27 protein-coding genes are annotated in these 21,741 nt (G+C 64.0%); 23 read left to right on the top strand and 4 right to left on the bottom strand.

The window, feature by feature from the left end; translation table 11 throughout:
• Positions 1-83: 83 nt before the first annotated feature.
• From ASE59_RS04085 to ASE59_RS04070, 4 genes are all read right to left on the bottom strand, one after another.
• On the bottom strand, positions 84-299 hold the full coding sequence (locus ASE59_RS04085; RefSeq protein ID WP_056452233.1) for a DUF2842 domain-containing protein: 216 nt from the start codon (positions 297-299) through the stop codon (positions 84-86).
• Positions 296-850, bottom strand: coding sequence for a 5-formyltetrahydrofolate cyclo-ligase (locus ASE59_RS04080; RefSeq protein WP_235515632.1), 555 nt, complete (start codon positions 848-850; stop codon positions 296-298). Before ASE59_RS04080 ends, ASE59_RS04085 begins: the two co-directional genes overlap by 4 nt.
• Before the next feature lie 184 nt (positions 851-1,034).
• Complete coding sequence (locus ASE59_RS04075) at positions 1,035-1,334, bottom strand: cell division protein ZapA (protein WP_056452230.1); 300 nt, start codon at positions 1,332-1,334, stop codon at positions 1,035-1,037.
• Positions 1,334-1,525, bottom strand: a complete 192-nt coding sequence (locus ASE59_RS04070) for a hypothetical protein (protein ID WP_056452227.1) — start codon at positions 1,523-1,525, stop codon at positions 1,334-1,336. The genes ASE59_RS04075 and ASE59_RS04070 overlap by 1 nt, the downstream gene beginning before the upstream one ends.
• Before the next feature lie 122 nt (positions 1,526-1,647).
• Here ASE59_RS04070 and tkt point away from each other — a divergent pair, with 122 nt between their 5' ends.
• From tkt to nuoI, 23 genes are all read left to right on the top strand, one after another.
• Positions 1,648-3,627, top strand: coding sequence for a transketolase (gene tkt, locus ASE59_RS04065; RefSeq protein WP_056452849.1), 1,980 nt, complete (start codon positions 1,648-1,650; stop codon positions 3,625-3,627).
• 13 nt (positions 3,628-3,640) lie between these two features.
• Positions 3,641-4,648, top strand: a complete 1,008-nt coding sequence (gene gap / locus ASE59_RS04060) for a type I glyceraldehyde-3-phosphate dehydrogenase (protein ID WP_056452224.1) — start codon at positions 3,641-3,643, stop codon at positions 4,646-4,648.
• Positions 4,649-4,652: 4 nt separating this feature from the next.
• Entirely contained in the window at positions 4,653-5,126 is a 474-nt protein-coding gene (locus tag ASE59_RS04055) for an MOSC domain-containing protein (RefSeq protein ID WP_056452221.1), read from the top strand.
• Between the two features lie 104 nt (positions 5,127-5,230).
• The gene (locus ASE59_RS04050) at positions 5,231-6,421 is read left to right on the top strand and encodes a phosphoglycerate kinase (RefSeq protein ID WP_056452218.1); all 1,191 of its coding nucleotides are present in this window, start codon (positions 5,231-5,233) and stop codon (positions 6,419-6,421) included.
• A gap of 394 nt (positions 6,422-6,815) precedes the next feature.
• Positions 6,816-7,052: a ribbon-helix-helix protein, CopG family gene (locus ASE59_RS04045; protein WP_055755911.1), complete on the top strand. Its 237-nt coding sequence runs from the start codon at positions 6,816-6,818 to the stop codon at positions 7,050-7,052.
• Between the two features lie 8 nt (positions 7,053-7,060).
• On the top strand, positions 7,061-7,375 hold the full coding sequence (locus ASE59_RS04040) for a type II toxin-antitoxin system PemK/MazF family toxin (protein WP_200913147.1): 315 nt from the start codon (positions 7,061-7,063) through the stop codon (positions 7,373-7,375).
• Between the two features lie 28 nt (positions 7,376-7,403).
• On the top strand, positions 7,404-8,309 hold the full coding sequence (locus tag ASE59_RS04035; protein ID WP_056452215.1) for a fructose bisphosphate aldolase: 906 nt from the start codon (positions 7,404-7,406) through the stop codon (positions 8,307-8,309).
• A gap of 216 nt (positions 8,310-8,525) precedes the next feature.
• Positions 8,526-9,209: a thiamine phosphate synthase gene (thiE, locus tag ASE59_RS04030; RefSeq protein WP_056452212.1), complete on the top strand. Its 684-nt coding sequence runs from the start codon at positions 8,526-8,528 to the stop codon at positions 9,207-9,209.
• A gap of 58 nt (positions 9,210-9,267) precedes the next feature.
• A complete protein-coding gene (locus ASE59_RS04025) occupies positions 9,268-10,257 on the top strand; it encodes a L,D-transpeptidase family protein (protein ID WP_056452210.1) in 990 nt (329 codons plus the stop codon).
• Positions 10,258-10,268: 11 nt separating this feature from the next.
• Positions 10,269-10,853, top strand: a complete 585-nt coding sequence (locus ASE59_RS04020) for a M23 family metallopeptidase (RefSeq protein ID WP_056452208.1) — start codon at positions 10,269-10,271, stop codon at positions 10,851-10,853.
• 38 nt (positions 10,854-10,891) lie between these two features.
• A complete protein-coding gene (gene efp / locus ASE59_RS04015; protein WP_056452206.1) occupies positions 10,892-11,455 on the top strand; it encodes an elongation factor P in 564 nt (187 codons plus the stop codon).
• 128 nt (positions 11,456-11,583) lie between these two features.
• Positions 11,584-12,399 (top strand): inositol monophosphatase family protein, encoded by an 816-nt coding sequence (locus ASE59_RS04010; protein WP_056452203.1) that lies wholly within the window; start codon positions 11,584-11,586, stop codon positions 12,397-12,399.
• 208 nt (positions 12,400-12,607) lie between these two features.
• Positions 12,608-12,982 (top strand): NADH-quinone oxidoreductase subunit A, encoded by a 375-nt coding sequence (locus tag ASE59_RS04005; protein ID WP_056452200.1) that lies wholly within the window; start codon positions 12,608-12,610, stop codon positions 12,980-12,982.
• Positions 12,973-13,542: a NuoB/complex I 20 kDa subunit family protein gene (locus ASE59_RS04000; protein WP_055755898.1), complete on the top strand. Its 570-nt coding sequence runs from the start codon at positions 12,973-12,975 to the stop codon at positions 13,540-13,542. The genes ASE59_RS04005 and ASE59_RS04000 overlap by 10 nt, the downstream gene beginning before the upstream one ends.
• Positions 13,539-14,396, top strand: a complete 858-nt coding sequence (locus ASE59_RS03995; RefSeq protein ID WP_056452197.1) for an NADH-quinone oxidoreductase subunit C — start codon at positions 13,539-13,541, stop codon at positions 14,394-14,396. Before ASE59_RS04000 ends, ASE59_RS03995 begins: the two co-directional genes overlap by 4 nt.
• Entirely contained in the window at positions 14,396-15,619 is a 1,224-nt protein-coding gene (locus tag ASE59_RS03990; protein WP_056452194.1) for an NADH-quinone oxidoreductase subunit D, read from the top strand. Before ASE59_RS03995 ends, ASE59_RS03990 begins: the two co-directional genes overlap by 1 nt.
• Positions 15,616-15,948, top strand: coding sequence for a nuclear transport factor 2 family protein (locus ASE59_RS03985; protein WP_235515631.1), 333 nt, complete (start codon positions 15,616-15,618; stop codon positions 15,946-15,948). The genes ASE59_RS03990 and ASE59_RS03985 overlap by 4 nt, the downstream gene beginning before the upstream one ends.
• Positions 15,948-16,628: a complex I 24 kDa subunit family protein gene (locus ASE59_RS03980; RefSeq protein WP_056452191.1), complete on the top strand. Its 681-nt coding sequence runs from the start codon at positions 15,948-15,950 to the stop codon at positions 16,626-16,628. Before ASE59_RS03985 ends, ASE59_RS03980 begins: the two co-directional genes overlap by 1 nt.
• On the top strand, positions 16,610-16,795 hold the full coding sequence (locus ASE59_RS03975; protein ID WP_056452187.1) for a hypothetical protein: 186 nt from the start codon (positions 16,610-16,612) through the stop codon (positions 16,793-16,795). Before ASE59_RS03980 ends, ASE59_RS03975 begins: the two co-directional genes overlap by 19 nt.
• A gap of 2 nt (positions 16,796-16,797) precedes the next feature.
• Positions 16,798-18,102, top strand: coding sequence for an NADH-quinone oxidoreductase subunit NuoF (nuoF, locus tag ASE59_RS03970; protein ID WP_056452184.1), 1,305 nt, complete (start codon positions 16,798-16,800; stop codon positions 18,100-18,102).
• Entirely contained in the window at positions 18,102-20,117 is a 2,016-nt protein-coding gene (nuoG, locus tag ASE59_RS03965) for an NADH-quinone oxidoreductase subunit NuoG (RefSeq protein WP_056452181.1), read from the top strand. The genes nuoF and nuoG overlap by 1 nt, the downstream gene beginning before the upstream one ends.
• Positions 20,114-21,169: an NADH-quinone oxidoreductase subunit NuoH gene (gene nuoH / locus ASE59_RS03960; protein WP_056452178.1), complete on the top strand. Its 1,056-nt coding sequence runs from the start codon at positions 20,114-20,116 to the stop codon at positions 21,167-21,169. The genes nuoG and nuoH overlap by 4 nt, the downstream gene beginning before the upstream one ends.
• Positions 21,166-21,651, top strand: a complete 486-nt coding sequence (gene nuoI, locus ASE59_RS03955; protein ID WP_056452175.1) for an NADH-quinone oxidoreductase subunit NuoI — start codon at positions 21,166-21,168, stop codon at positions 21,649-21,651. Before nuoH ends, nuoI begins: the two co-directional genes overlap by 4 nt.
• The last annotated feature ends 90 nt before the right edge of the window (positions 21,652-21,741 follow it).

The following is a 21,741-nucleotide window of genomic DNA, read 5'->3' as shown; positions in this document are numbered from 1 at the left end:
TTGGTTAGAGCGCCGGCCTGTCACGCCGGAGGTCGCGGGTTCGAGCCCCGTCACTCGCGCCATCATCCTTGATGATGATGGCGCTATCGCCAGTGGCCGGTCTCCATCCATCGCAGCATTGCTCGCATTGGCAATATCCACAGCCATGCGATGCCCGCGATCAGGTAGAAGCCGAGCTGCAACAGCCAGTGCCAGCCGCCGATCACGCCCGACAGCATCGCCACCCCGATCGCCCACAGGGTCAACAGGACGAGGATCGCCAGCACTCCCGCCGGCTTGCGCCACGTCGGCTCGTTCATTCGGCGGCTCCCGGTAGAATCAGTTCGGTTTCGGTAACGATCGCATCGAGCGGCATGTCCCACGGATCGCGCGGCAGTTCGTCGACCTGCTGCACCGACCACGCGATGCCGATGCGCAGTGCCTCCGGCCACGCGGCGAAGGCGCGGTCGTAATGGCCCGCTCCCTGACCCAGCCGGTTGCAACGCGAATCGAACCCCAGCAGGGGCGTCAGGATGATGTCCGGCACGACCGCCATCGTATCGCCGGCCGGCTGCATCAGCCCGAACGGACCCTCGACCATCCGCCCGCCCGGCGCGGGGTGAAACTGAATCGGTGATTCGCGGTCGACGACCACCGGCCATGCCAGCGTCGCCCCGGCATAGATCGTCGCTGCTTCGAAACGGGACGGATCGGCCTCGCTGCCGACCGGTACATAGCTGGCGACGACCATGCCGCGACGCAGTGCGTTCAGGAACAGCCCGGGCGGCACCAGTTGCGGCGGATCGAGCGCGACGAAACTGCGCCGCAATCGGCGCAATTCGCTGCGCAGACCGGGTTTGTCGATCATCATGGGCGAAACATGGGGTGGCGGGACCACCATGGGCCGTTGGCCGCGTTATCCACTGACGCACGGTACGTCAGGTGGGGATCATGTACGTCAGACCAGGATCTGCGCAGGGACAACCCCCATGGATGAAGAAATAGCCTCAGGGATTATGCATGGCTCGCACCGGGCAGTTCCCGCCAACCCATATCTAGCGATCTTGTGGCACTTCCTCAAGGGCCGTTGCAACTGTTTCGAGTCGCTCGGCAATTTGCGTCAGTACCGCCGTGGACAGTCCGGCCGCCGGATTATCCTCGCGTTCGGCCAGTTCGTCGGCGACCATCAATGCGATGTACAGCAGCGTACGTTCGGCCGATCCGCGGGCGGCACGCTGTGCGGCGGTGGCATGACGTTCTAGCATCGCCCCCAACGCGCGCAGTTTCGGCTCCTCCCCGTCGCGGCAGCCGACCAGATACTCGCGTCCGGCGACGTTCAGCGCGATCTGTCCCATCAATCGGTTTCCGTTTCGCGCGCGATCACCGAATCCAGCGCACCGATCGCATCGCCGATACGTGTACGCAACGCGGCGTGGCGGGCGGCAAGTGTATGATTTTCAAACGCCTGCGACTGTGCTGCACGTTCGATCCGCACCAGTGCACGGTCGATCCGCGCAATGGCATCGGCGTGGGGGTCGTCGTTCATCGGACAAATCCAGCTTTGCTATACATGTTAAACAACCCTTCGTCTGGGCGGTTGACTGTAGGGCGCGACGGTTCCAAAGGCTCGCCCGAACCTTAGGACTCTGGCGCCCAACAGGAGTGCGCGTGACCATATCCCAGCTCGAACTCGCCAACGCCATCCGCGTTTTGTCGATGGATGCGGTCGAGGCCGCCAATTCCGGTCATCCGGGGATGCCGATGGGCATGGCCGATGTCGCCACGGTCCTGTGGTCGAACTATCTGAAATTCGATCCGACCGACCCGAACTGGGCCGATCGCGACCGCTTCGTGCTGTCGGCGGGGCACGGGTCGATGCTGATCTATTCGCTGCTCCATCTGACCGGCTATGCCCAGCCGACGATCGAGGACATTGCGAATTTCCGCAAGCTGGGCAGCCCGTGCGCCGGCCACCCGGAGAATTTCGAACTGCCCGGCATCGAATGCACCACCGGCCCGCTGGGGCAGGGCCTCGCGATGGCGGTGGGCATGGCGACCGCCGAACGCCACCTCAACACCGTGTTCGGCGACGATCTGGTCGACCACCGTACGTGGGTAATCGCCGGCGACGGCTGCCTGATGGAAGGCATCAACCACGAAGCGATCGGCCTTGCCGGGCATCTAAAGCTCGGCCGGCTGAACGTGTTGTGGGACGACAACCGCATCACCATCGACGGTTCGACCGATCTGTCGACCAGCGAAGACGTCGCTGCCCGCTATGCCGCGACCGGCTGGCACGTCGTCGCCTGCGACGGCCACGACTTCGCCGATATCGACCGCGCGCTGGCCGAAGCCGCTTCCGATCCGCGCCCGTCGCTGGTCTGCTGCCGCACCGTCATCGGCAAGGGCGCGCCGAACAAGGGCGGCAGTCACAAGGTCCATGGCTCGCCGCTCGGCGCCGAGGAGATCCTCGCCACCCGCGCCGCGCTGTTATGGGAACATGAAGCCTTCCATCTGCCCGAAAAGCTGACCGATGCATGGAAGGCGGTCGGAGCGAAGGGCGGATCGGTTCGCGCCGAATGGCAGGATCGCCTCGCCGCCCATGCCGATCGCGCCGAATTCGAACGCCGCATGGCGAACAAACTGCCCGAGGGCTGGTCGCTCAAGGGCCATGTCGACGCGCTGCTCGCCGAGCCGAAGAAGATCGCGACCCGCGTCGCATCGTCGCTGGCGCTCGAAGCGATCAACGCCTCGCTGCCCGAAACGCTCGGTGGTTCGGCCGACCTGACCCCGTCGAACAACACCCAGACCAAGGCGCAGCAGCCGCTGACGGCCGATGACTATTCGGGTCGCTACATCCATTACGGCATCCGCGAATTCGGCATGTCGGCAGCGATGAACGGCATGGCGCTCCATGGCGGCGTCCTCGCTTACGGCGGCACCTTCCTAGTCTTCGCTGACTATGCCCGCCCCGCGATCCGCTTGTCGGCGCTGCAGAATGCCGGTGTCGTCTATGTCATGACTCACGACTCGATCGGTCTGGGCGAGGACGGTCCGACGCACCAGCCGATCGAGCATGTGATGAGCCTGCGCCTGATCCCCGGCCTCGACGTCTATCGTCCCGCCGATGCCGTCGAGACGGCCGAATGCTGGGAACTGGCGATCCAGCGCCGCGACGGTCCGTCGCTGCTGGCGCTGTCGCGTCAGAACCTGCCGCAGGTCCGCACCGACGCCGCCGAGAACCGCAGCGCGCGCGGTGCCTATCGCCTGAAGGGTGCCGAGGCCGACCGCCGCGTCATCCTGCTTGCCACCGGGTCGGAGGTCGAGATCGCACTCGGCGTCGCCGCCAAGCTTGAAGGGCAGGGCATCGGTGCCGATGTCGTGTCGATGCCATGCTGGTCGCGCTTCGATGCGCAGGACGCTGCGTATTGCGAGGACGTGCTGCCCCATGCCCGCCCCGACGAACTCCTGCGCGTCTCGATCGAGGCCGGGACGACGATCGGCTGGGAACGCTATACGATGGTCGACGGCCTGCGCTTCGGCATCGACCGGTTCGGGGCGTCGGCCCCGGCGGACAAGCTCTACGAATATTTCGGCCTGACCACCGATGCCATCACCGCGAAGGTGCTGGCACGGCTCGGACATTGAGGGAGACGCGGATATGACGAAAGTAGCGATCAACGGATTCGGGCGCATCGGCCGCCTGGTGGCGCGCGCGATCCTCGAACGCCCCGATAGCGGCCTCGAACTGGTCACGATCAACGACCTCGCCGATGCGAAGTCGAATGCGTGGCTGTTCAGCCGCGACTCGGTCCATGGCAAGTATCCGGGCGAAGTGTCGGCCGAGGGTGACGATCTGGTCATCGACGGCAAGCGCATCCGTGTCACCGCCGAGCGTGATCCGGCGAACCTGCCGCACAAGGAACTGGGCGTCGAACTGGTCCTCGAATGCACCGGCTTCTTCACCGACCGCACGTCGTGCCAGAAGCATATCGATGCCGGTGCCAAGCGCGTGCTGATCTCGGCTCCGGGCAAGAATGTCGACCTGACCGTCGTCTATGGCGTGAACCACGACAAGCTGGAGGCCGGTCACACGATCGTGTCGAACGCGTCGTGCACCACCAACTGCCTGGCACCCGTCGCCAAGGTGCTGAACGATTCGATCGGCATCGAACGCGGGCTGATGACCACGATCCATGCCTATACCAACGACCAGAAGATCCTCGACCAGATCCACCCCGATCTGCGCCGCGCCCGTGCCGCCGCCATGTCGATGATCCCGACCACCACCGGTGCCGCCCGCGCGGTCGGCGAAGTCCTGCCCGAACTCAAGGGCCGTCTCGACGGTTCGGCAGTGCGCGTGCCGGTGCCGGACGGCAGTCTCGTCGACCTGACCTTCACCCCGAAGCGCGACACGACCAAGGACGAAGTCAATGCGATCCTGAAGGCGGCGTCGGAATCGGGTCCGCTGAAGGGCGTGCTGGTCTATTCGGCAGACCCGCTGGTCTCGATCGACATCGTCCACACCCCCGCCTCGTCGACCGTCGACAGCCTCGAGACCGCCGTGCTCGACGGCAAGCTGGTCCGCGTCGTGTCGTGGTACGATAATGAATGGGGCTTCTCAAACCGCATGGTCGACACCGCGACCGCGATGGCGAAGCTGGGCTGACCCGGTGGCGGGCGGTATCCTCAAGGGCATCGCCCGCCACGCCTTTTCGCGCGGGCCGATCGAACTGGTGCAGACGGTACGCGTTACCGTCGAAACCGGCCTCGACGGCGATTTCCGCGGTGCGTTGAAGCCCGGCCGCAACAACCGGCAGGTATCGCTGATGGAAGTCGGCGACTGGGCGCAGGCGATGCGCGAGGTCGGCCACGACCTGCCATGGTGGGAACGCCGCGCGAACCTGCTGGTCGAGGATTTCGACCTGCCGCAAACGCGCGGCGCCTTTGTCCGCGTCGGACCGGTGCTGCTCGAAATCACCAAGGAATGCGATCCGTGCAGCCGCATGGAGACCATCGTCGAAGGGCTGCGTGGCGCGTTGATCCCCGACTGGCGCGGCGGCGCGCTGGCGCGGGTGATCGAAGGCGGTCAAATCCGCGTCGGCGATCCGGTACGAAATGAAAAACCATCCGTTCATCCTGAGTAGCCGCTGAGCTTGTCGAAGCGGCGTATCGAAGGATCGATGCTTCGATACGAGCCTTCGCCATCGCTCAGTCTCTACTCAGCATAAACGGTGAAGGAGACACAGTGATGAGCCGTAACTTCAAGACGCTCGACGACATGGGCGACCTCACCGGCAAGCGCGTGCTGGTCCGCGAGGATCTGAACGTTCCGATGGTCGATGGCGCCGTCACCGACGATACCCGCCTGCGTGCCACCATCGGCACCGTCACCGACCTCGCCGACCGCGGCGCGATCGTCCTGATCCTCGCCCATTTTGGCCGGCCCAAGGGGCAGCCCAATCCGACCATGTCGCTCGCCCCGGTCACCAAGCCGCTGTCCGACGTGCTGGGTCGCGAAGTTCGCTTCGTCGACTGGACTGGTGCTGCCGAAGCGGTGCGTATGATGCAGCCGGGCGATATCGCCGTTCTCGAAAACACCCGTTTCTTCGCGGGCGAGGAAAAGAACGACCCACAACTCGTTGAAACCATGGCCGCACTCGGCGACTATTATGTCAACGACGCCTTCTCCGCCGCGCACCGCGCTCATGCCTCGACCGAAGGACTGGCGCACAAGCTGCCTGCCTTTGCCGGACGTCAGATGGAGGCCGAACTCGACGCGCTCGACAAGGCGCTGGGCAATCCGCAGCATCCGGTCGCGGCAGTCGTCGGCGGGGCGAAGGTGTCGTCGAAGCTCGACGTGCTGAAGCATCTGGTGGGGCAGGTCGACCACCTGATCATCGGCGGCGGCATGGCCAACACCTTCCTCGCCGCGCGCGGCGTGAATGTCGGCAAGTCGCTGTGCGAGCATGAACTGACCGGTACCGCCGACCAAATCTTCGAGGCCGCGGAAAAGGCCGGCTGCACCATCCATCTGCCCTATGACGTCGTCGTCGCGACCGAATTCAAGCCGAACCCTGCGACCCGCACTGTCAACGTCCACGAAGTCGCCGCCGACGAAATGATCCTCGACGTCGGCCCCGCCGCGACCGAGGCGTTGGGTGATGTGCTGAAGAACTGTCGCACGCTGGTGTGGAACGGCCCGATGGGCGCGTTCGAAACCCCGCCGTTCGACGTCGCGACGGTGTCGCTCGCCAAGACGGCAGCGGCGCTGACTGCGGATGGCTCGCTGGTATCGGTCGCGGGCGGTGGTGATACCGTTGCCGCGCTCAACCAGGCCGGCGTCGCCGACCAGTTCAGCTTCGTCTCGACCGCCGGCGGCGCGTTCCTCGAATGGATGGAAGGCAAGGAACTGCCCGGCGTCGCCGCACTGGCCCGCTGACGATTGTCGGGCGGCGCGTCATCCCTGATCGTGACCGGGGTGACGCGCTGCGTCGGTGGTTTCAGGAAGATTGGTTCACGCGAAGGCGCAAAGAGAAGGTGGTTCGCGCAGAGGCGCGGAGGCGCGGAGAAGGTTGCCCTTGCCGCGCCAGCGGCCTTCAATCCGCACGCTGCCGAAAGCAAGAATGTCTCGCTGATACGAGACGGTTCCCCGACCGCAAACCCCTCCGCGTCTCTGCGCCTCTGCATGAACCCCTTCTTTTCTCGGCGCCTTCGCGCCTTCGCATGAAACAAACTTCTCTTTCTGAAACACCCCCCCCCAACAAAACAACCTGCTTGATCCAAACTGCAACCCAAGCTACCCGTTCAACACGTTAAACGGAGGGTGGCACCGGGTGCTAGGCGTACGACTCGATACCGAGCTGGAGGAGCGGCTGGCCAATGTCGCCCGCTCGCAGGGACGCTCGAAGAGCGACATCGCCCGCGATGCCGTGCGCCGCTATGTCGAGCTGCACGACGAAGCCTTTCGCGCCGAAGCCCGCCGCCAGTCCGAACGCGCCGCCGCCCGCGACGACGGCGCCGACTGGGCATTCTTCGATCGCGTAGAGGCGGAGGATGGCCGGTGGAAATAAGGCGCGGCATGATCGTGCTGGTCGAAGGTCCAGAGGCACTGGCCAACAAGCGGCGGCCCTTTCTGGTCGTGCAATCCGATCTGTTCAACGAAGCACATGCTTCGGTCACGCTGATCCCGATGACCAGCCTGACCGGCGGAGAAACGCTGTTCCGCGTGCCCTTCGCCCCATCGGACACGACCGGCATTTCGGTCGAGAGCGAGGCGCAGGTCGACAAGATCAAGACGCTCCGCCGCAGCCGCATCGTCCGTGTGCTCGGTCAAGCGACTGCAACATCGATGGAGCAGGTGGATCAGGCGCTGCGGCGCTGGCTCGCGCTCTGATTTCTTTTCGAATCTAAGGGGAACGCCCATGAACACCGCTGACATGACTGCGAAGATTGCCGACGGACAGGGTTTCATCGCCGCGCTCGACCAGAGCGGCGGTTCGACGCCGAAGGCGCTGAAGGGGTACGGCGTCGAGGACGGCGCGTGGGGCACCGATGAGGAAATGTTCGGTCTGATCCACGACATGCGCGCCCGTATCATCACCTCCGACGCCTTCATCGGTGACAAGGTGATTGGCGCGATCCTGTTCGAACGCACCATGGACGGGCAGGCGGGCGGCAAGCCGGTGCCACAAGCACTGGCCGACAAGGGCGTCGTTCCCTTCCTGAAGATCGACAAGGGTCTGGAAGACGAAGCGAACGGGGTGCAGCTGATGAAGCCGATCCCCGGCCTCGACGAGCTGCTCACCCGTGCTGCCAAGCTCGGCATCTTCGGCACCAAGGAACGCTCGGTCATCAACCTCGCCAATGCCGGGGGTATCGCCGCCGTGGTCAAGCAGCAGTTCGAGGTTGCAAGCCAAGTCCTCGCCGCCGGGCTGATGCCGATCATCGAGCCGGAAGTGAACATCAAGAGCGCCGAGCGCGCCGAGGCCGACCAGATCCTGCTCGACGAGACGTTGAAGGCGCTCGATGCGATGCCGGGCGATGACAAGGTCATGCTGAAGCTGTCGCTGCCGGCCAAGCCCGGCCTGTTCCAGCCGCTGGTCGACCATCCGCGTGTGCTGCGCGTCGTGGCCCTCTCGGGCGGGTTCGGCCGGACCGAAGCCTGCGCCGAACTGGCGAAGAACCCCGGCATCATCGCCAGCTTCAGCCGTGCGCTGCTGTCGGAACTACGCCAGCAGATGACCGACGCCGAATTCGACGCGTCGCTGGGCGAGGCGATCGACGAAATCCATGCCGCCTCGACCCAAAAGTCGCTGGTCGCCGCGTAAGGCTCGGCTTTCCTACCGACTGCCGATCGTGACAAAAGGGCACCGGGCGTTCGCGCGTCCGGTGCTCTTTCGTCATCGTGGACTGCCCGACGGTAGTGGTCGATGGACGAAGAGATCGCAACTTGCCGAACGCAAACTGCGTGCGAGTGTGAACTTAGTGAACTTTGACGCCCCGAAACCCTTCCACCCGCCGCCTTGCTGGGGCAGGGAGGCGCCATGACCCTCGACGAAGATCCGCTCGGCCCGCTGTCCCCCGATTTCGCGAAGCAGTTCGTCCGCGATGTGCGCCGCCCGCCGTGCCAGCTCTATCTGATCTCGCCGCTCGACGTGACCGGCATTTTCCCCGATCGCCTTGCCCGCGCGCTCGATGCCGGCCCGGTCGCCGCCTTCCAGTTTCGCGTGAAGGATATCGATCAGCACGCGGCCGCGCGTCTGGCCGAACCCCTGCAACGCATCTGCGCCGACCGCGACGTCGCCTTCCTCGTCAACGACAGCATCAGCCTCGCCAAGCGCTTGGGTGCCGACGGCGTCCATCTCGGGCAGGACGATGGCGATCCCCGCGAGGCGCGCGACGTGCTCGGCCCCAATGCGCAGATCGGTGTGACCGCCCATGACAGCCGTCATCTGGCGATGGAGGCGGGTGAGGCCGGCGCCGACTATGTCGCCTTCGGTGCCTTCTATCCCACCATGACCAAGGAAGTGCGCCACGTCCCCGAACCGGTGATCCTGTCCTGGTGGTCGGCGGTGTTCGAACTGCCCTGCGTCGCGATCGGCGGCATTACCCCTGCCAACGCCGCGCCGCTGGTCGCCGCCGGCGCCGATTTCCTCGCCGTGTCGGGGGCGGTGTGGAACGGCGACGAAACCGCCGCCGTCCGCGCCTTTGCCGAGCTGCTAGGATAGTCGGAAACGTCTTTGCCGGCCGTTCGTTATCGAGCCTCAACGAGTTCGAGGAGGGGTCATGAAGCGACTGGCATGGGCGGCGATCCTGTTGGGCGGCGCGGCGATGGCACAGGCGCCCGCGCCGCAGGGGCTGCCGGCGATCGACCAGAATGTCCTGCATGCGCAGGTGCTGCTCGACCGCCACGGCTTCACGGTCGGGGTGATCGATGGTCGGGACAGCCCGGCCTTTGCGAAGGCGTTGCGTGGCTTCCAATCGGCCCGCGACCTGCCCGTCACCGGGAAGCTCGACCCCGCCACGGTGCGGGCGCTCAATCCCAATATGCGGCCGGCGACCGTCACGCTGACCCTCTCCGACCGTGCGCTTGCCGGCCCGTACACTAATCCGATCCCTAAGGATTATGCCGAACAGGCGAAGCTGACGGTGATCGGCTATCGCTCCCCGCTCGAAAAACTGGCGGAGATGTTCCACACCACCCCCGCCACGCTGGTCGCGCTCAACAGCCGCGAGACGATGCTGAGCGCTGGCACCCGCGTCGTCTTCCCCAACGTCCTGCCGGCCTCACGCAGCTATCCCGATACCTGGTCGCCCGAATATCGCCAGACGCTCGCCAACCTGAACGTCGATGCGAATCAGCAGCAGGCCGACCGCGTCGTCGTCGACAAGTCGGAAGGATGGCTGCGTGCCTATGCCGGCGACCGCATCCTCGCCCAGTTCCCCGCGACGATGGGATCTTCGCACGACCCGCTGCCGATCGGCAAATGGACGATCCAGGGCGTCGCCCCCAATCCCGATTGGCAATATAATCCGGCGATCCTGCGCCATGCCGACAAGTCGGACAGCAAGGAGATCGTGCCGCCCGGTCCAAACAATCCCGTCGGTGTCGTCTGGATCGATCTGTCGAAGGAGCATTACGGCATCCACGGCACCCCTGAGCCGGAGAATATCGGCAAGACCGAGAGCAACGGCTGCATCCGCCTCACCAACTGGGACGCGGCGCGCCTGTCGCTGATGGTAAAGCCGGGCACTCCGGCGATCTTCCAGCCATAAGGGCAAGGGGCATGAACCGGATCGGCTGGACCTTTTTCGGCCTGTTCGCGGCGATCGGCGCGCTGGCTGCATTGTTGGTCGATTTCGGCGGATCGGCCGCCCCCCGCCGTGCCCCGAAGCAGGTCGTGGCCGCCGAAAGGGTGCCGGCGGCCGGGCTGGTCATGCCGGTGCAGGGCGCACGCTGGTCCGATATCCGCGACAGCTGGGGCGATAGCCGCGGCGGCGGAGCGCGCGGCCATACCGGCACCGATATCATGGCCCCGGCCGGCACCCCGGTCGTCGCGGCGGCGAATGGGGTTGTCGAAAAGCTGTTCTACAGTAACGGTGGCGGCGGCATCACCGCCTATGTCCGCGCGCCCGACCGCAGGCTGTCCTATTATTACGCGCACCTCGCGAGCTACGCGCCGGGTCTGCGGGAAGGCGGTCGGGTACGTGCCGGCGACCCGATCGGCGTGGTCGGCGACACCGGCAATGCCGGCCCGGGCAACACCCATCTTCATTTCGGCATCGAGCGTCTGCTGCCCGATGAGGCTTGGCATCAGGGGCGCGCGATCGATCCCTATCCGCTGCTTGCCCGCGGACGGGCGGAGCGGTAAGGGCGCAGCTTCGCTCTTTCCAACAGGTATGGTTCGTCATGAAGATCAGCGGCGTCGACATTCGCCCCGGCAACATCATCGAATATGAAGGCGGCATCTGGCGCGCGGTGAAGATCCAGCATACGCAGCCGGGCAAGGGCGGCGCCTATATGCAGGTCGAAATGAAGAACCTGCGCGATGGCCGCAAGAACAATGTCCGCTTCCGTTCGGCCGAGACGGTCGAGCGCATCCGGCTGGATACGAAGGATTTCCAGTTCCTGTATCCCGAAGGCGACACGTTGGTATTCATGGACAAGATCACCTATGATCAGGTCACACTCGCCCGCGACCTGCTCGGTGACGCCGCTGCCTTTCTTCAGGACGGCATGGATGTCGTCATGGAAATGTATGACGATGAAGCGATCAGCGTCCAGCTGCCCGACACGATTGAAGCGACGATCGTCGAGGCCGATGCGGTGGTGAAGGGGCAGACAGCATCGTCGTCCTACAAGCCCGCCGTACTCGACAATGGCGTCCGTGTGATGGTTCCGCCGCACATTGCCGCCGGCACGCGGATCGTGGTTGATGTCTATGAGCAGACGTATGTCAGAAGGGCGGACTGAGGCGCGGCGGACGAGAGGGGACAGCGTAGCTATCTCCCCGATCCGCAAGCCCGGCCGGCGCGCGTAGCAGCGACCGACGGCACGGGCTTTGCCCGTGTCGCTACAAAGAAGTCATAGGAATAGAAGAAATGTCCGCCCAGTCCGGCCTCATCACCGTCATCGAACGCGCCGTCCGCAAGACCGGCCCGCGCCTGCGCCGCGACTTCGGCGAGGTCCAGCATCTTCAGGTCAGCCGCAAGGGTCCGGCCGACTTCGTGTCGATGGCCGACAAGCGCGCCGAGGAAACGCTGGTCGAGGAACTGCGCAAGGCGCGTCCCGACTGGGGCATGTTGCTGGAAGAGGGCGGCGAAATCGCCGGCGACCCGACCAAGCCGCGCTGGATCGTCGATCCGCTCGATGGCACTACCAACTTCCTGCACGGCATCCCGCACTTCGCGATCTCGGTCGCGGTCGAGGAGCCGAACGGCGTCGGCGGCAAGCCCGAGATTACGACCGCCATGGTCTATAACCCGATCACTGACGAAGGCTTCTGGGCCGAAAAGGGTCGGGGGGCATGGTTGCAGGGACAGCGGCTGCGGGTGTCGTCGCGGCGCGACCTGTCCGAGGCGCTGATCGCGACCGGCATCCCGTTCCTCGGCCACGGCAACTTCAGCGAATGGACCCGCATCTTCGGTGCGGTCGCTCCCGAAGTCGCGGGCATCCGCCGGTTCGGCGCAGCAGCGCTCGACCTGGCCTATGTCGCCGCCGGCCGGTTCGACGGCTTCTGGGAATCGGGCCTGAAGAAGTGGGACATCGCGGCGGGCATGTTGCTGGTGAAGGAAGCCGGCGGCTTCGTCACCGACTATCGCGGTGCCGACCGCGCCTATGAAAAGGGTGAGGTGCTGGCCAGCAACGAACAGATGCAGACCCGCCTGCACAAGCTGGTCGCCGGCGCGCTCCGCTAACGCGCGTATCACCCTGTCCATGGTGTCGGATGGGCAGGGAAGGGCATGTTGTCATAGCCCCGCGCTGGAGCCGTGCGGTGCTACGGCGTGCTACGTGCTCGGCATTGGCGGAATTGAGAGTGATTCTCATCCTGTTCCGCCCTTGATGCCCCCGCACCATCGGCCTAAAGCCGGCTCCATTCATACCGCAACCGCGAGAGACCCTGCCTTGGTCGACCTGTCGCAATATCTGCCGATCCTGATGTTCCTGGGCGTCGCCCTGGTGCTGTCGACGGCGTTCGTCGTGCTGCCGATGGTGGCGTCGCGCTTTACCGGTTCGCACAAGCCGACGCCGGAAAAACTGACCGAATATGAGTGCGGCTTTCCCGCGTTCGAGGATTCGCGCAGCCAGTATGACGTTCGCTTCTATCTGGTCGCGATCCTGTTCATCATCTTCGATCTTGAAGCAGCGTTCCTGTACCCTTGGGCAGTCTCGGTTTTCGACCTCGGCTGGACCGCGTGGGTATCGATGATGATATTCATCGGCGAATTGGCGCTCGGTCTCGTATATGCTTGGAAGATGGGAGCTCTCGAATGGGAGTAGAACTCACGACGCCGCCGCATGGCTTTGGCGCGGGTAACGCCGCTGGCGTGCCGGTACAGGCGCCCGATCAGGGTTTCTTCAACGACCTGAACGGCGAACTCACCGACAAGGGCTTTCTGGTCACTTCGACCGAAGACCTGTTCCAGTGGGCGCGGACCGGGTCGCTGTGGTGGATGACGTTCGGCCTCGCCTGCTGTGCGGTCGAGATGATCCACGTCAACATGCCCCGTTATGACATGGAACGGTTCGGCGCTGCGCCGCGCGCTTCACCGCGTCAGTCCGACGTGATGATCGTCGCTGGTACCTTGTGCAACAAGATGGCCCCGGCGCTGCGTCGCGTGTACGACCAGATGTCGGAACCGAAATACGTCATCTCGATGGGCAGCTGCGCGAATGGCGGCGGCTATTACCATTATAGCTACAGCGTCGTACGCGGTTGCGATCGCGTGGTGCCGGTCGACATCTATGTCCCCGGTTGCCCGCCGACCGCCGAAGCGTTGCTCTATGGCGTGATGCAGCTACAGCGGAAAATCCGCCGTTCGGGGAGCATCGAACGGTGAGGGCGCCTGCACCCCGTTATGCGCCCAACGACGGCGTGATCGACGCCGCGACCGCCGCGCTGGGCGATATGCTGCTCCACGCACAGGATCTGGTCGGTGAAGTCTCGCTGACCGTCGACCGCGACCGTCTGGTCATTGCGATGGAAACGCTGCGCGATACGCCGGGTCTGAAGTACGAGATGCTGGCCGAGATTGCCGGCGTCGACTATCCCGAGCGCGCCGAGCGGTTCGACGTCGTATATCATTTGCTGTCGATGACCCGAAACCACCGCATTCGCGTGCGCGTGACGACCGACGAGGAGCAGCCGGTGCCGTCGGTCACGGGTATCTGGTACAATGCCGGCTGGCTCGAACGCGAAGTGTACGACCTGTATGGCGTGCTCTTTTCGGGCAATGCCGATCTGCGCCGCATCCTGACCGATTACGGCTTCCGCGGCCATCCGCTGCGCAAGGACTTCCCGCTGACCGGCTATGTCGAGATGCGCTATTCGGAAGAGGCGAAGCGCGTCGTCTATGAACCGGTCAAGCTGGCGCAGGACTTCCGCACCTTCGATTTCATGAGTCCGTGGGAAGGCGCCGAGTACGTCCTGCCCGGTGACGAGAAGGCGGCAGCGCCTAAGCCTGCGGTCGCGCAGGCACCCGGCGCGCCGTCACCGGTGACCGCCGATCAGGTCAAGCGCGCCGACGACAATGTGAAGGCCGCCGAGCCGCAGGTCGACAAGCCAAAGACGACCGACAGCACGGCGCAGTCGGGTGCGGGCAAGCCGCATCCCGGCAACCAGCCCGAATCGAAGCCGGTCGATCCCGACGTGCCGTCGCCCGATGCGACGACCAAGTCGGCGGAGAACAAGTAATGGCCGATTACGATGCTCAGATCGACGGCGCCAACCCGACACCGGGCGACGTCGAGATTCAGAACTACACGATCAATTTCGGCCCGCAGCATCCTGCGGCGCACGGCGTGTTGCGTCTCGTCACCGAACTGGACGGCGAGATCATCGAGCGGATCGACCCGCATGTCGGCCTGCTTCATCGCGGTACCGAGAAGCTGATCGAGTACAAGACGTACGCGCAGGCGCTGCCGTACATGGACCGGCTCGATTACTGCTCGCCGATGTGCATGGAGCACAGCTACGTCCTCGCGGTCGAAAAGCTGCTGGATATCGAGGTGCCGCTACGCGCCCAGTATCTGCGCGTGTTCTTCGCCGAACTGACCCGCATCATGAACCACATGCTGAACCTCGGCTCGCATGTCATGGACGTGGGCGCGATGACGCCGAACCTGTGGATGTTCGAGCTTCGCGAAGACACGATGAACTTCTACGAGCGGGCTTCGGGTGCGCGGATGCACGCGAACTTCCTGCGCGTCGGCGGCATTCGTCAGGACGTTCCGCTCAAGCTGCTGACCGATATCGCCGAATGGCTCGATACGCGTCTGCCGCGCCTGTTCGGCGACGCGATCAGCCTTGTCGCTGAAAACCGCATCTTCAAGCAGCGCAACGTCGACATCGCGATCGTCAGCCGTGAAGACGCGGTGCGCTGGGGCTTCTCGGGGCCGATGATCCGGGGCGCGGGCATTCCTTGGGATATCCGCAAGGCGCAGCCCTACGACGCCTATGACCGGGTCGATTTCGACGTGCCGGTCGGCACGCGCGGCGATTGCTACGACCGGTTCATGGTCCGCGTCGAGGAAGTGTATCAGTCGGCACGCATCATGAAGCAGTGTCTGGCGCAGATGCCCGAAGGCCCGATTTCGAGCGACGATCGCAAGGTCGTGCCGCCGAAGCGGGGCGAGATGAAGCAGTCGATGGAAGCGCTGATCCATCACTTCAAGCTCTATACCGAAGGCTATCATGTGCCCGCCGGCGAGGTCTATGTCGCGACCGAAAGCCCCAAGGGCGAATTCGGCATCTACATGGTGTCGGACGGCAGCAACAAGCCGTACCGGGTGAAGATCCGCCCGACCGCGTTCAGCCATTTGCAGGCGATGGACTTCATGTCGAAGGGGCACATGCTCGCCGACATCACCGCCATCCTTGGTGCGATGGACATCGTGTTCGGGGAGTGCGATCGTTGAGCCGTCTCGACACCGTGATGGCGATGATGGAACGCTACAACGCGCGCGATGCGGTGGGCTATGCCGCGTTCTTCGCCGATGATGGTTGCGAGGCGCAGTATCGCGGCGACGTGGTGCGCGATGGACGTGCCGGCGTGGAAAGCGGGATGGCGGCGGTCTTCGCCGAATTCCCGCAGAACCACGCCGAGGTGCTGCAGTCGTTCGAACTGGGTGAGCGTGTCGTGCTGCACGAACGAGTCCAACGCTCGACCAATGCCGAACCGTTCGACGTGATGACCGTCTATTCGTTCAGCGGCGACAAGGTCAGCCGCGTGGAGTTTATTCGCTGATGGCTGACGCCCCCAACATCCCCGACGAAGCGGAGGTCCGCGCGCGCTGGGGCAATTTCGCCTGGAACCCCGCCAATGCCGAGAAGGCGCGCGAAATCGTCGCGCGCTATCCCGAAGGGCGGCAGCAGTCATGCACGATCCCGTTCCTCGATCTTGCCCAGCGGCAGGTCGGGGCGGAAACACACACACAGGGCTGGCTGCCGGTGCCGGTGATCGAGTTCATCGCGCGCGAACTCCAAATGCCGTATATGCGGGTGTACGAGGTCGCGACCTTCTACACGATGTTCAACCTCGCGCCGGTTGGCCGTTATCACGTCCAGGTCTGCGGCACGACGCCGTGCATGTTGCGCGGATCGGACGACGTCTTCGCGGCGTGCAAGAATCGCGGGCTGGTGAAGGGAAAGACCACGCCAGACGGCTTGTTCACGCTGACCGAGGTCGAGTGCATGGGTAACTGTGCGTCGGCTCCGATGGTCCAGATCAACGACGACAATTACGAAGATCTCGACTATGACCGCACGACGGCGATCCTCGAGGCGCTGGCGCGGGGTGAGACGCCCAAGCCAGGCACGCAGGAACCGGGACGGCATACGGTCGAACCGGTCGGCGAACCGACCAATCTGGCGGTGATGATGACCGAGAACCACGATTACCGGTCCGAATGGGGCACGGCTTCGTGAAGGCGCTGGGCAGCCTGTTGATCGCGGTGCTGGTCGGCATCGTCGTGTTGTGGATCGCGCTCGAACTGTTCGTCGGCGCGCTGAAGCTGCTCGGCATCGCCATCGGGATCGCGGTGATGGTTGCCGTTTATTTTGTCGCCGAAAAGGCGATCGGGAAGGGACGATAAGGATGCTGGCCGACAAGGATCGCATCTTCACCAACGTGTACGGGTTCCAGCCGTGGAACCTCGACGCCGCCGTGATGCGGGGCGACTGGGACAATACCAAGGCGCTGTTGCAGCTTGGTCCCGACACGATCATCGACCGGATCAAGGCATCGGGTCTGCGTGGGCGCGGCGGGGCAGGGTTCCCGACCGGAACCAAATGGTCGTTCATGCCGAAGGCGCCCAAGCCCGACCGGCCGAACTTCCTGGTTATTAATGCGGACGAATCCGAACCCGGCTCGTGCAAGGACCGCGAGATCATCCGCCACGATCCACACAAGCTGATCGAAGGCGCGCTGGTTGCGGGCTTCGCAATGCGCGCGCGGGCGGCCTATATCTATATCCGCGGCGAATATATTCGCGAGGCCGAGACGCTGTTCGCGGCGATTGCAGAAGCCTATGCCAAGGGCCTGCTCGGCAAGAATGCTTGCGGGTCGGGCTATGATTTCGACGTGTTCGCGCATCGTGGTGCTGGCGCCTATATCTGCGGCGAAGAGACCGCGATGCTGGAAAGCCTCGAGGGCAAGAAGGGCCAGCCTCGCTTGAAGCCGCCGTTCCCGGCCGGCGCGGGTCTCTATGGCTGCCCGACGACAGTCAACAACGTCGAATCGATTGCGGTCGTCCCGACGATCCTGCGCCGCAGCCCCGAATGGTTCGCCAGCTTCGGCGCGGAAAATAACCGCGGGACCAAGTTGTTCCAGATCAGCGGCCATGTGAACCGGCCCTGCGTGGTCGAGGAAGCGATGAGCATCCCGTTCCGCGAGCTGATCGAAAAGCATTGCGGCGGCATTCGCGGTGGCTGGGACAATCTACTGTGCGTGATCCCCGGCGGATCGTCGGTGCCGCTGGTCAAGGCAGAGCACATCATCGACGCGCCGATGGATTTTGATGGCCTCAAGGCGGTCGGATCGGGTCTCGGTACGGCGGCGGTGATCGTCATGGACAAGTCTACCGATGTCGTCCGCGCGATCAGTCGCCTCAGCTATTTCTACAAGCATGAAAGCTGCGGCCAGTGCACGCCGTGCCGTGAAGGCACGGGCTGGATGTGGCGGGTGATGGAACGGCTGCGCACCGGCGACGCCGACATCTCCGAAATCGACATGCTGCAGCAGGTCACGAAGCAGGTCGAAGGTCATACCATCTGCGCGCTGGGCGACGCGGCGGCGTGGCCGATCCAGGGCCTCATCAAGAATTTCCGCCCCGAAATCGAACGGCGGATCAACGAGAAGCGCGGCGGCGGCATGTCGCCCATGATGGAAGCGGCCGAATAATGCCGAAGGTAAAAGTAGACGGGGTCGAAGTCGAAGTGCCGCAGGGCGCGACGGTTCTTCAGGCTTGCGAAGCGGCGGGGAAGGAAATTCCGCGTTTCTGCTATCACGAACGGCTGTCGATCGCCGGCAATTGCCGGATGTGTCTGGTCGAGGTGAAGCCGGGGCCGCCCAAGCCACAGGCATCGTGCGCGCTGCCCGCCGCCGACAATCAGGAAATCCGCACCGACAGCGCGATGGTGAAGGCCGCGCGCGAAGGCGTGATGGAATTCCTGCTGATCAACCATCCGCTCGATTGCCCGATCTGCGATCAGGGTGGCGAGTGCGATCTGCAGGACCAGTCGGTCGCCTATGGCCGCGGCCGCTCGCGCTATGACGAGAACAAGCGCGCGGTCACCGAGAAATATATGGGTCCGATCGTAAAAACGGTCATGACCCGCTGTATCCAGTGCACGCGCTGCATCCGCTTTGCCGAGGAAGTCGCAGGGGTCGAGGAAATCGGCGCGATTTATCGCGGCGAGAATATGCAGATCACCAGCTATCTCGAACAGGCCGTGTCGAGTGAACTGTCGGGTAATATCGTCGATCTGTGTCCGGTCGGTGCGCTGACGTCGAAGCCTTATGCGTTCGAGGCGCGTCCGTGGGAGCTGAAAAAGACGCTCGCCATCGACGTAATGGATGCGGTCGGCACCAACATTCGCCTGGACAGCCGGGGCCGGCAGGTGCTGCGTTGCGTGCCGCGCATCAACGAAGACGTGAACGAGGAATGGGCGCACGACAAGACGCGTCATGCGGTCGATGGTCTGGTCCGTCGTCGTCTCGACAAGCCTTATGTCCGCAAGGACGGCAAGCTGGTCGCGGCCGAATGGGATGACGCCTTCGCAGCGATCGCGGCAGCCAACGCAGGGTCGTCGGTTGCGGCGATCGCGGGCGACCTCCTCGATTGCGAGACGATGTTCGCTGCCAAGGCGCTGGTGAACGCGCTCGGCTCGTCGCTTCTCGAAGGGCGGCAGACGGGCATGGACTATGACGTCACCAACCTCGGTGCGGTTGCGTTCAATTCGACGATCGCGGGTGTCGAGGATGCCGATGCGATCCTGCTGGTTGGCACCGACCTGCGCCACGAAGCGCCGCTCATCAACACCCGCGTCCGCAAGGCGATCAAGAAGGGCGCACGCGTCTTCGCGATCGGGCCAAAAGTCGATCTGACCTACAAAGCGGAATGGCTGGGCGACGATCTGGGGCTGCTCGGCGGTCTGCCCGATCGCGCGGCGGAAGCGATGGACGCGGCCAAGCAGCCGATGGTCATCGTCGGACCGGCGGCGCTGAAGGACGGTCATGGCGCGGCGCTGAAGCTCGCACAGGACGGCAATCTGGTCCGCTCTCTGGAAGACGGCACGGCTTGGAACGGCTTCAACGTCGTTCACTTGGCTGCCGCTCGCATGGGCGCATTGATGCTGGGTTATGCGCAGGCGGGTGGTATTGCCGATATCGTCGCGGCGAACCCGAAGCTGGTGTTCTTCCTCGGTGCCGACGAAGTCGATTTCACCAAGTTCGCCGGTGCGACCAAGGTGTATATCGGCCATCATGGCGACAAGGGTGCGGCGGCGGCGGACATCGTTCTGCCGGGTGCGAGCTATGCCGAAAAGGCAGGCACCTACGTCAATATGGAAGGTCGCGTACAGCGCGGCGACCGTGCGGTATTCGCGCCGGGCGACGCTCGCGAGGATTGGACGATCTTCCGCGCACTAGCCGAAGTACTCGGCGTGACGCTGCCGTTCGACGATTTCGCCGGCGTGCGCGCGGCGATGGCGGCGGCGGTGCCTGCGCTTGGACGCGAAGGACTGGTACGGTTTGACTGGAACCCGCCGGCACTCGACGCTAAGGCGTCGGGCACGGTGGCCTACCCGGTGACCGACTTCTATCTGACCAACGCGATCTGCCGGGCCAGCCCGACGATGCAGCGTTGTTCGGCCGAACTTGTCCATGGCCAGGATTTCGCGGAGGCCGCCGAGTGACCTCGTTTTTCGAAACTACCGTCGGTCTGCCCTATGGCTGGGCGTGGACCGTCGCCACGCTGGTCGGCATTCTGGTCATCGCGCTGCCGCTGATGCTGGCGGTGGCGATGATCATCTACGCCGATCGCAAGATCTGGGCGGCGATGGCGCTGCGTCGCGGTCCGAACGTCGTCGGTCCGCTGGGTCTGCTGCAGTCGTTCGCCGACGGTTTGAAGGTGTTCCTGCAGGAAACGATCGTGCCGTCCTCGGCCAATCGTGGCCTGTTCCTGCTCGCACCGATCATCACCTTTACGGTTGCATTGATCGTGTGGGCGGTGATCCCGTTCGATGTCGGCGTGGTGGTGGCGGACATCAATGTCGGCCTGCTCTACATTCTCGCGGCATCGTCGCTGGGGGTGTATGGCGTCATCATTTCGGGCTGGGCGTCCAACTCGAAATATCCTTTCTATTCGGCGCTTCGTGCTGCCGCGCAGATGGTCAGCTATGAAGTTGCGATCGGTTTTGTGCTTATCGCGGTGGTACTGTGGGCCGGGTCGTTCAACCTGACGACGATCGTCCTCGAACAACGTGCGCATATCTTCGGCTTCATCAACGGCTTCGGATTCAACCCGCTGTTGTTCCCGATGGCGGTGGTGTTCCTGATTTCGTCGCTCGCCGAAACCGCGCGTGCGCCGTTCGATCTGACGGAGGCGGAATCGGAACTGGTCGCGGGCTATCAGACGGAATATTCGTCGATGGCGTTCGCGCTGTTCTGGCTCGGTGAATATGCCAACGTCATCCTGATGTGTGCGCTCAACGCGCTGCTGTTCTGGGGTGGCTGGCTGCCGCCGGTCGATTGGGCACCGCTCTATTTCGTACCGGGCATCATCTGGTTCCTGGCGAAGACCTTCTTCTTCTTCTTCGTGTTCAGCTGGATCAAGGCGACGGTGCCGCGGTATCGCTATGACCAGCTGATGCGGTTGGGCTGGAAGATCTTCCTGCCGCTATCGCTGACCTTCGTTTTTCTCGTGTCGGGCTGGTTGATGATCCAGCGCGTAGGATTGCCAGCATGAGTATCGCCCAGACCATCCGATCGTTCACCTTGTGGGAGTTCGTGAAGGCGCACGCGCTGACGCTGCGATACTTCTTCAAGCCAAAGGCAACGATCAACTACCCGTACGAGAAGAACCCGATCTCACCCCGTTTCCGTGGGGAGCACGCATTGCGTCGTTATCCCAATGGTGAAGAGCGGTGCATCGCGTGCAAGCTGTGCGAGGCAGTATGTCCGGCGCTCGCGATCACGATCGAGGCCGAACCGCGTGCCGATGGCAGCCGCCGCACCACGCGCTACGACATCGATATGACCAAGTGCATTTATTGCGGTTTGTGTCAGGAGGCTTGCCCGGTCGATGCGATCGTTGAGGGGCCGAATTTCGAATTTGCCACTGAAACGCGCGAAGAGCTGATCTATCACAAGGACAAGCTCCTCGCGAATGGTGACCGCTGGGAACGCGCGATTGCCGCGAACCTTGCGAGCGACGCGCCCTATCGGTAATGGCGCGCATATTCCGTACCGGCGGGGACGAGAAACCTCGCTTCGCCGGCCAATCGATTAGCGTTTCGTCCCGCAGCAACACGCGGGGCG

The organism is Sphingomonas sp. Leaf10, from assembly GCF_001421245.1.
Lineage (GTDB): Bacteria > Pseudomonadota > Alphaproteobacteria > Sphingomonadales > Sphingomonadaceae > Sphingomonas.
Note: the sequence above shows the minus strand (reverse complement) of the source record. Positions and strands in the feature narration are given on the sequence as shown.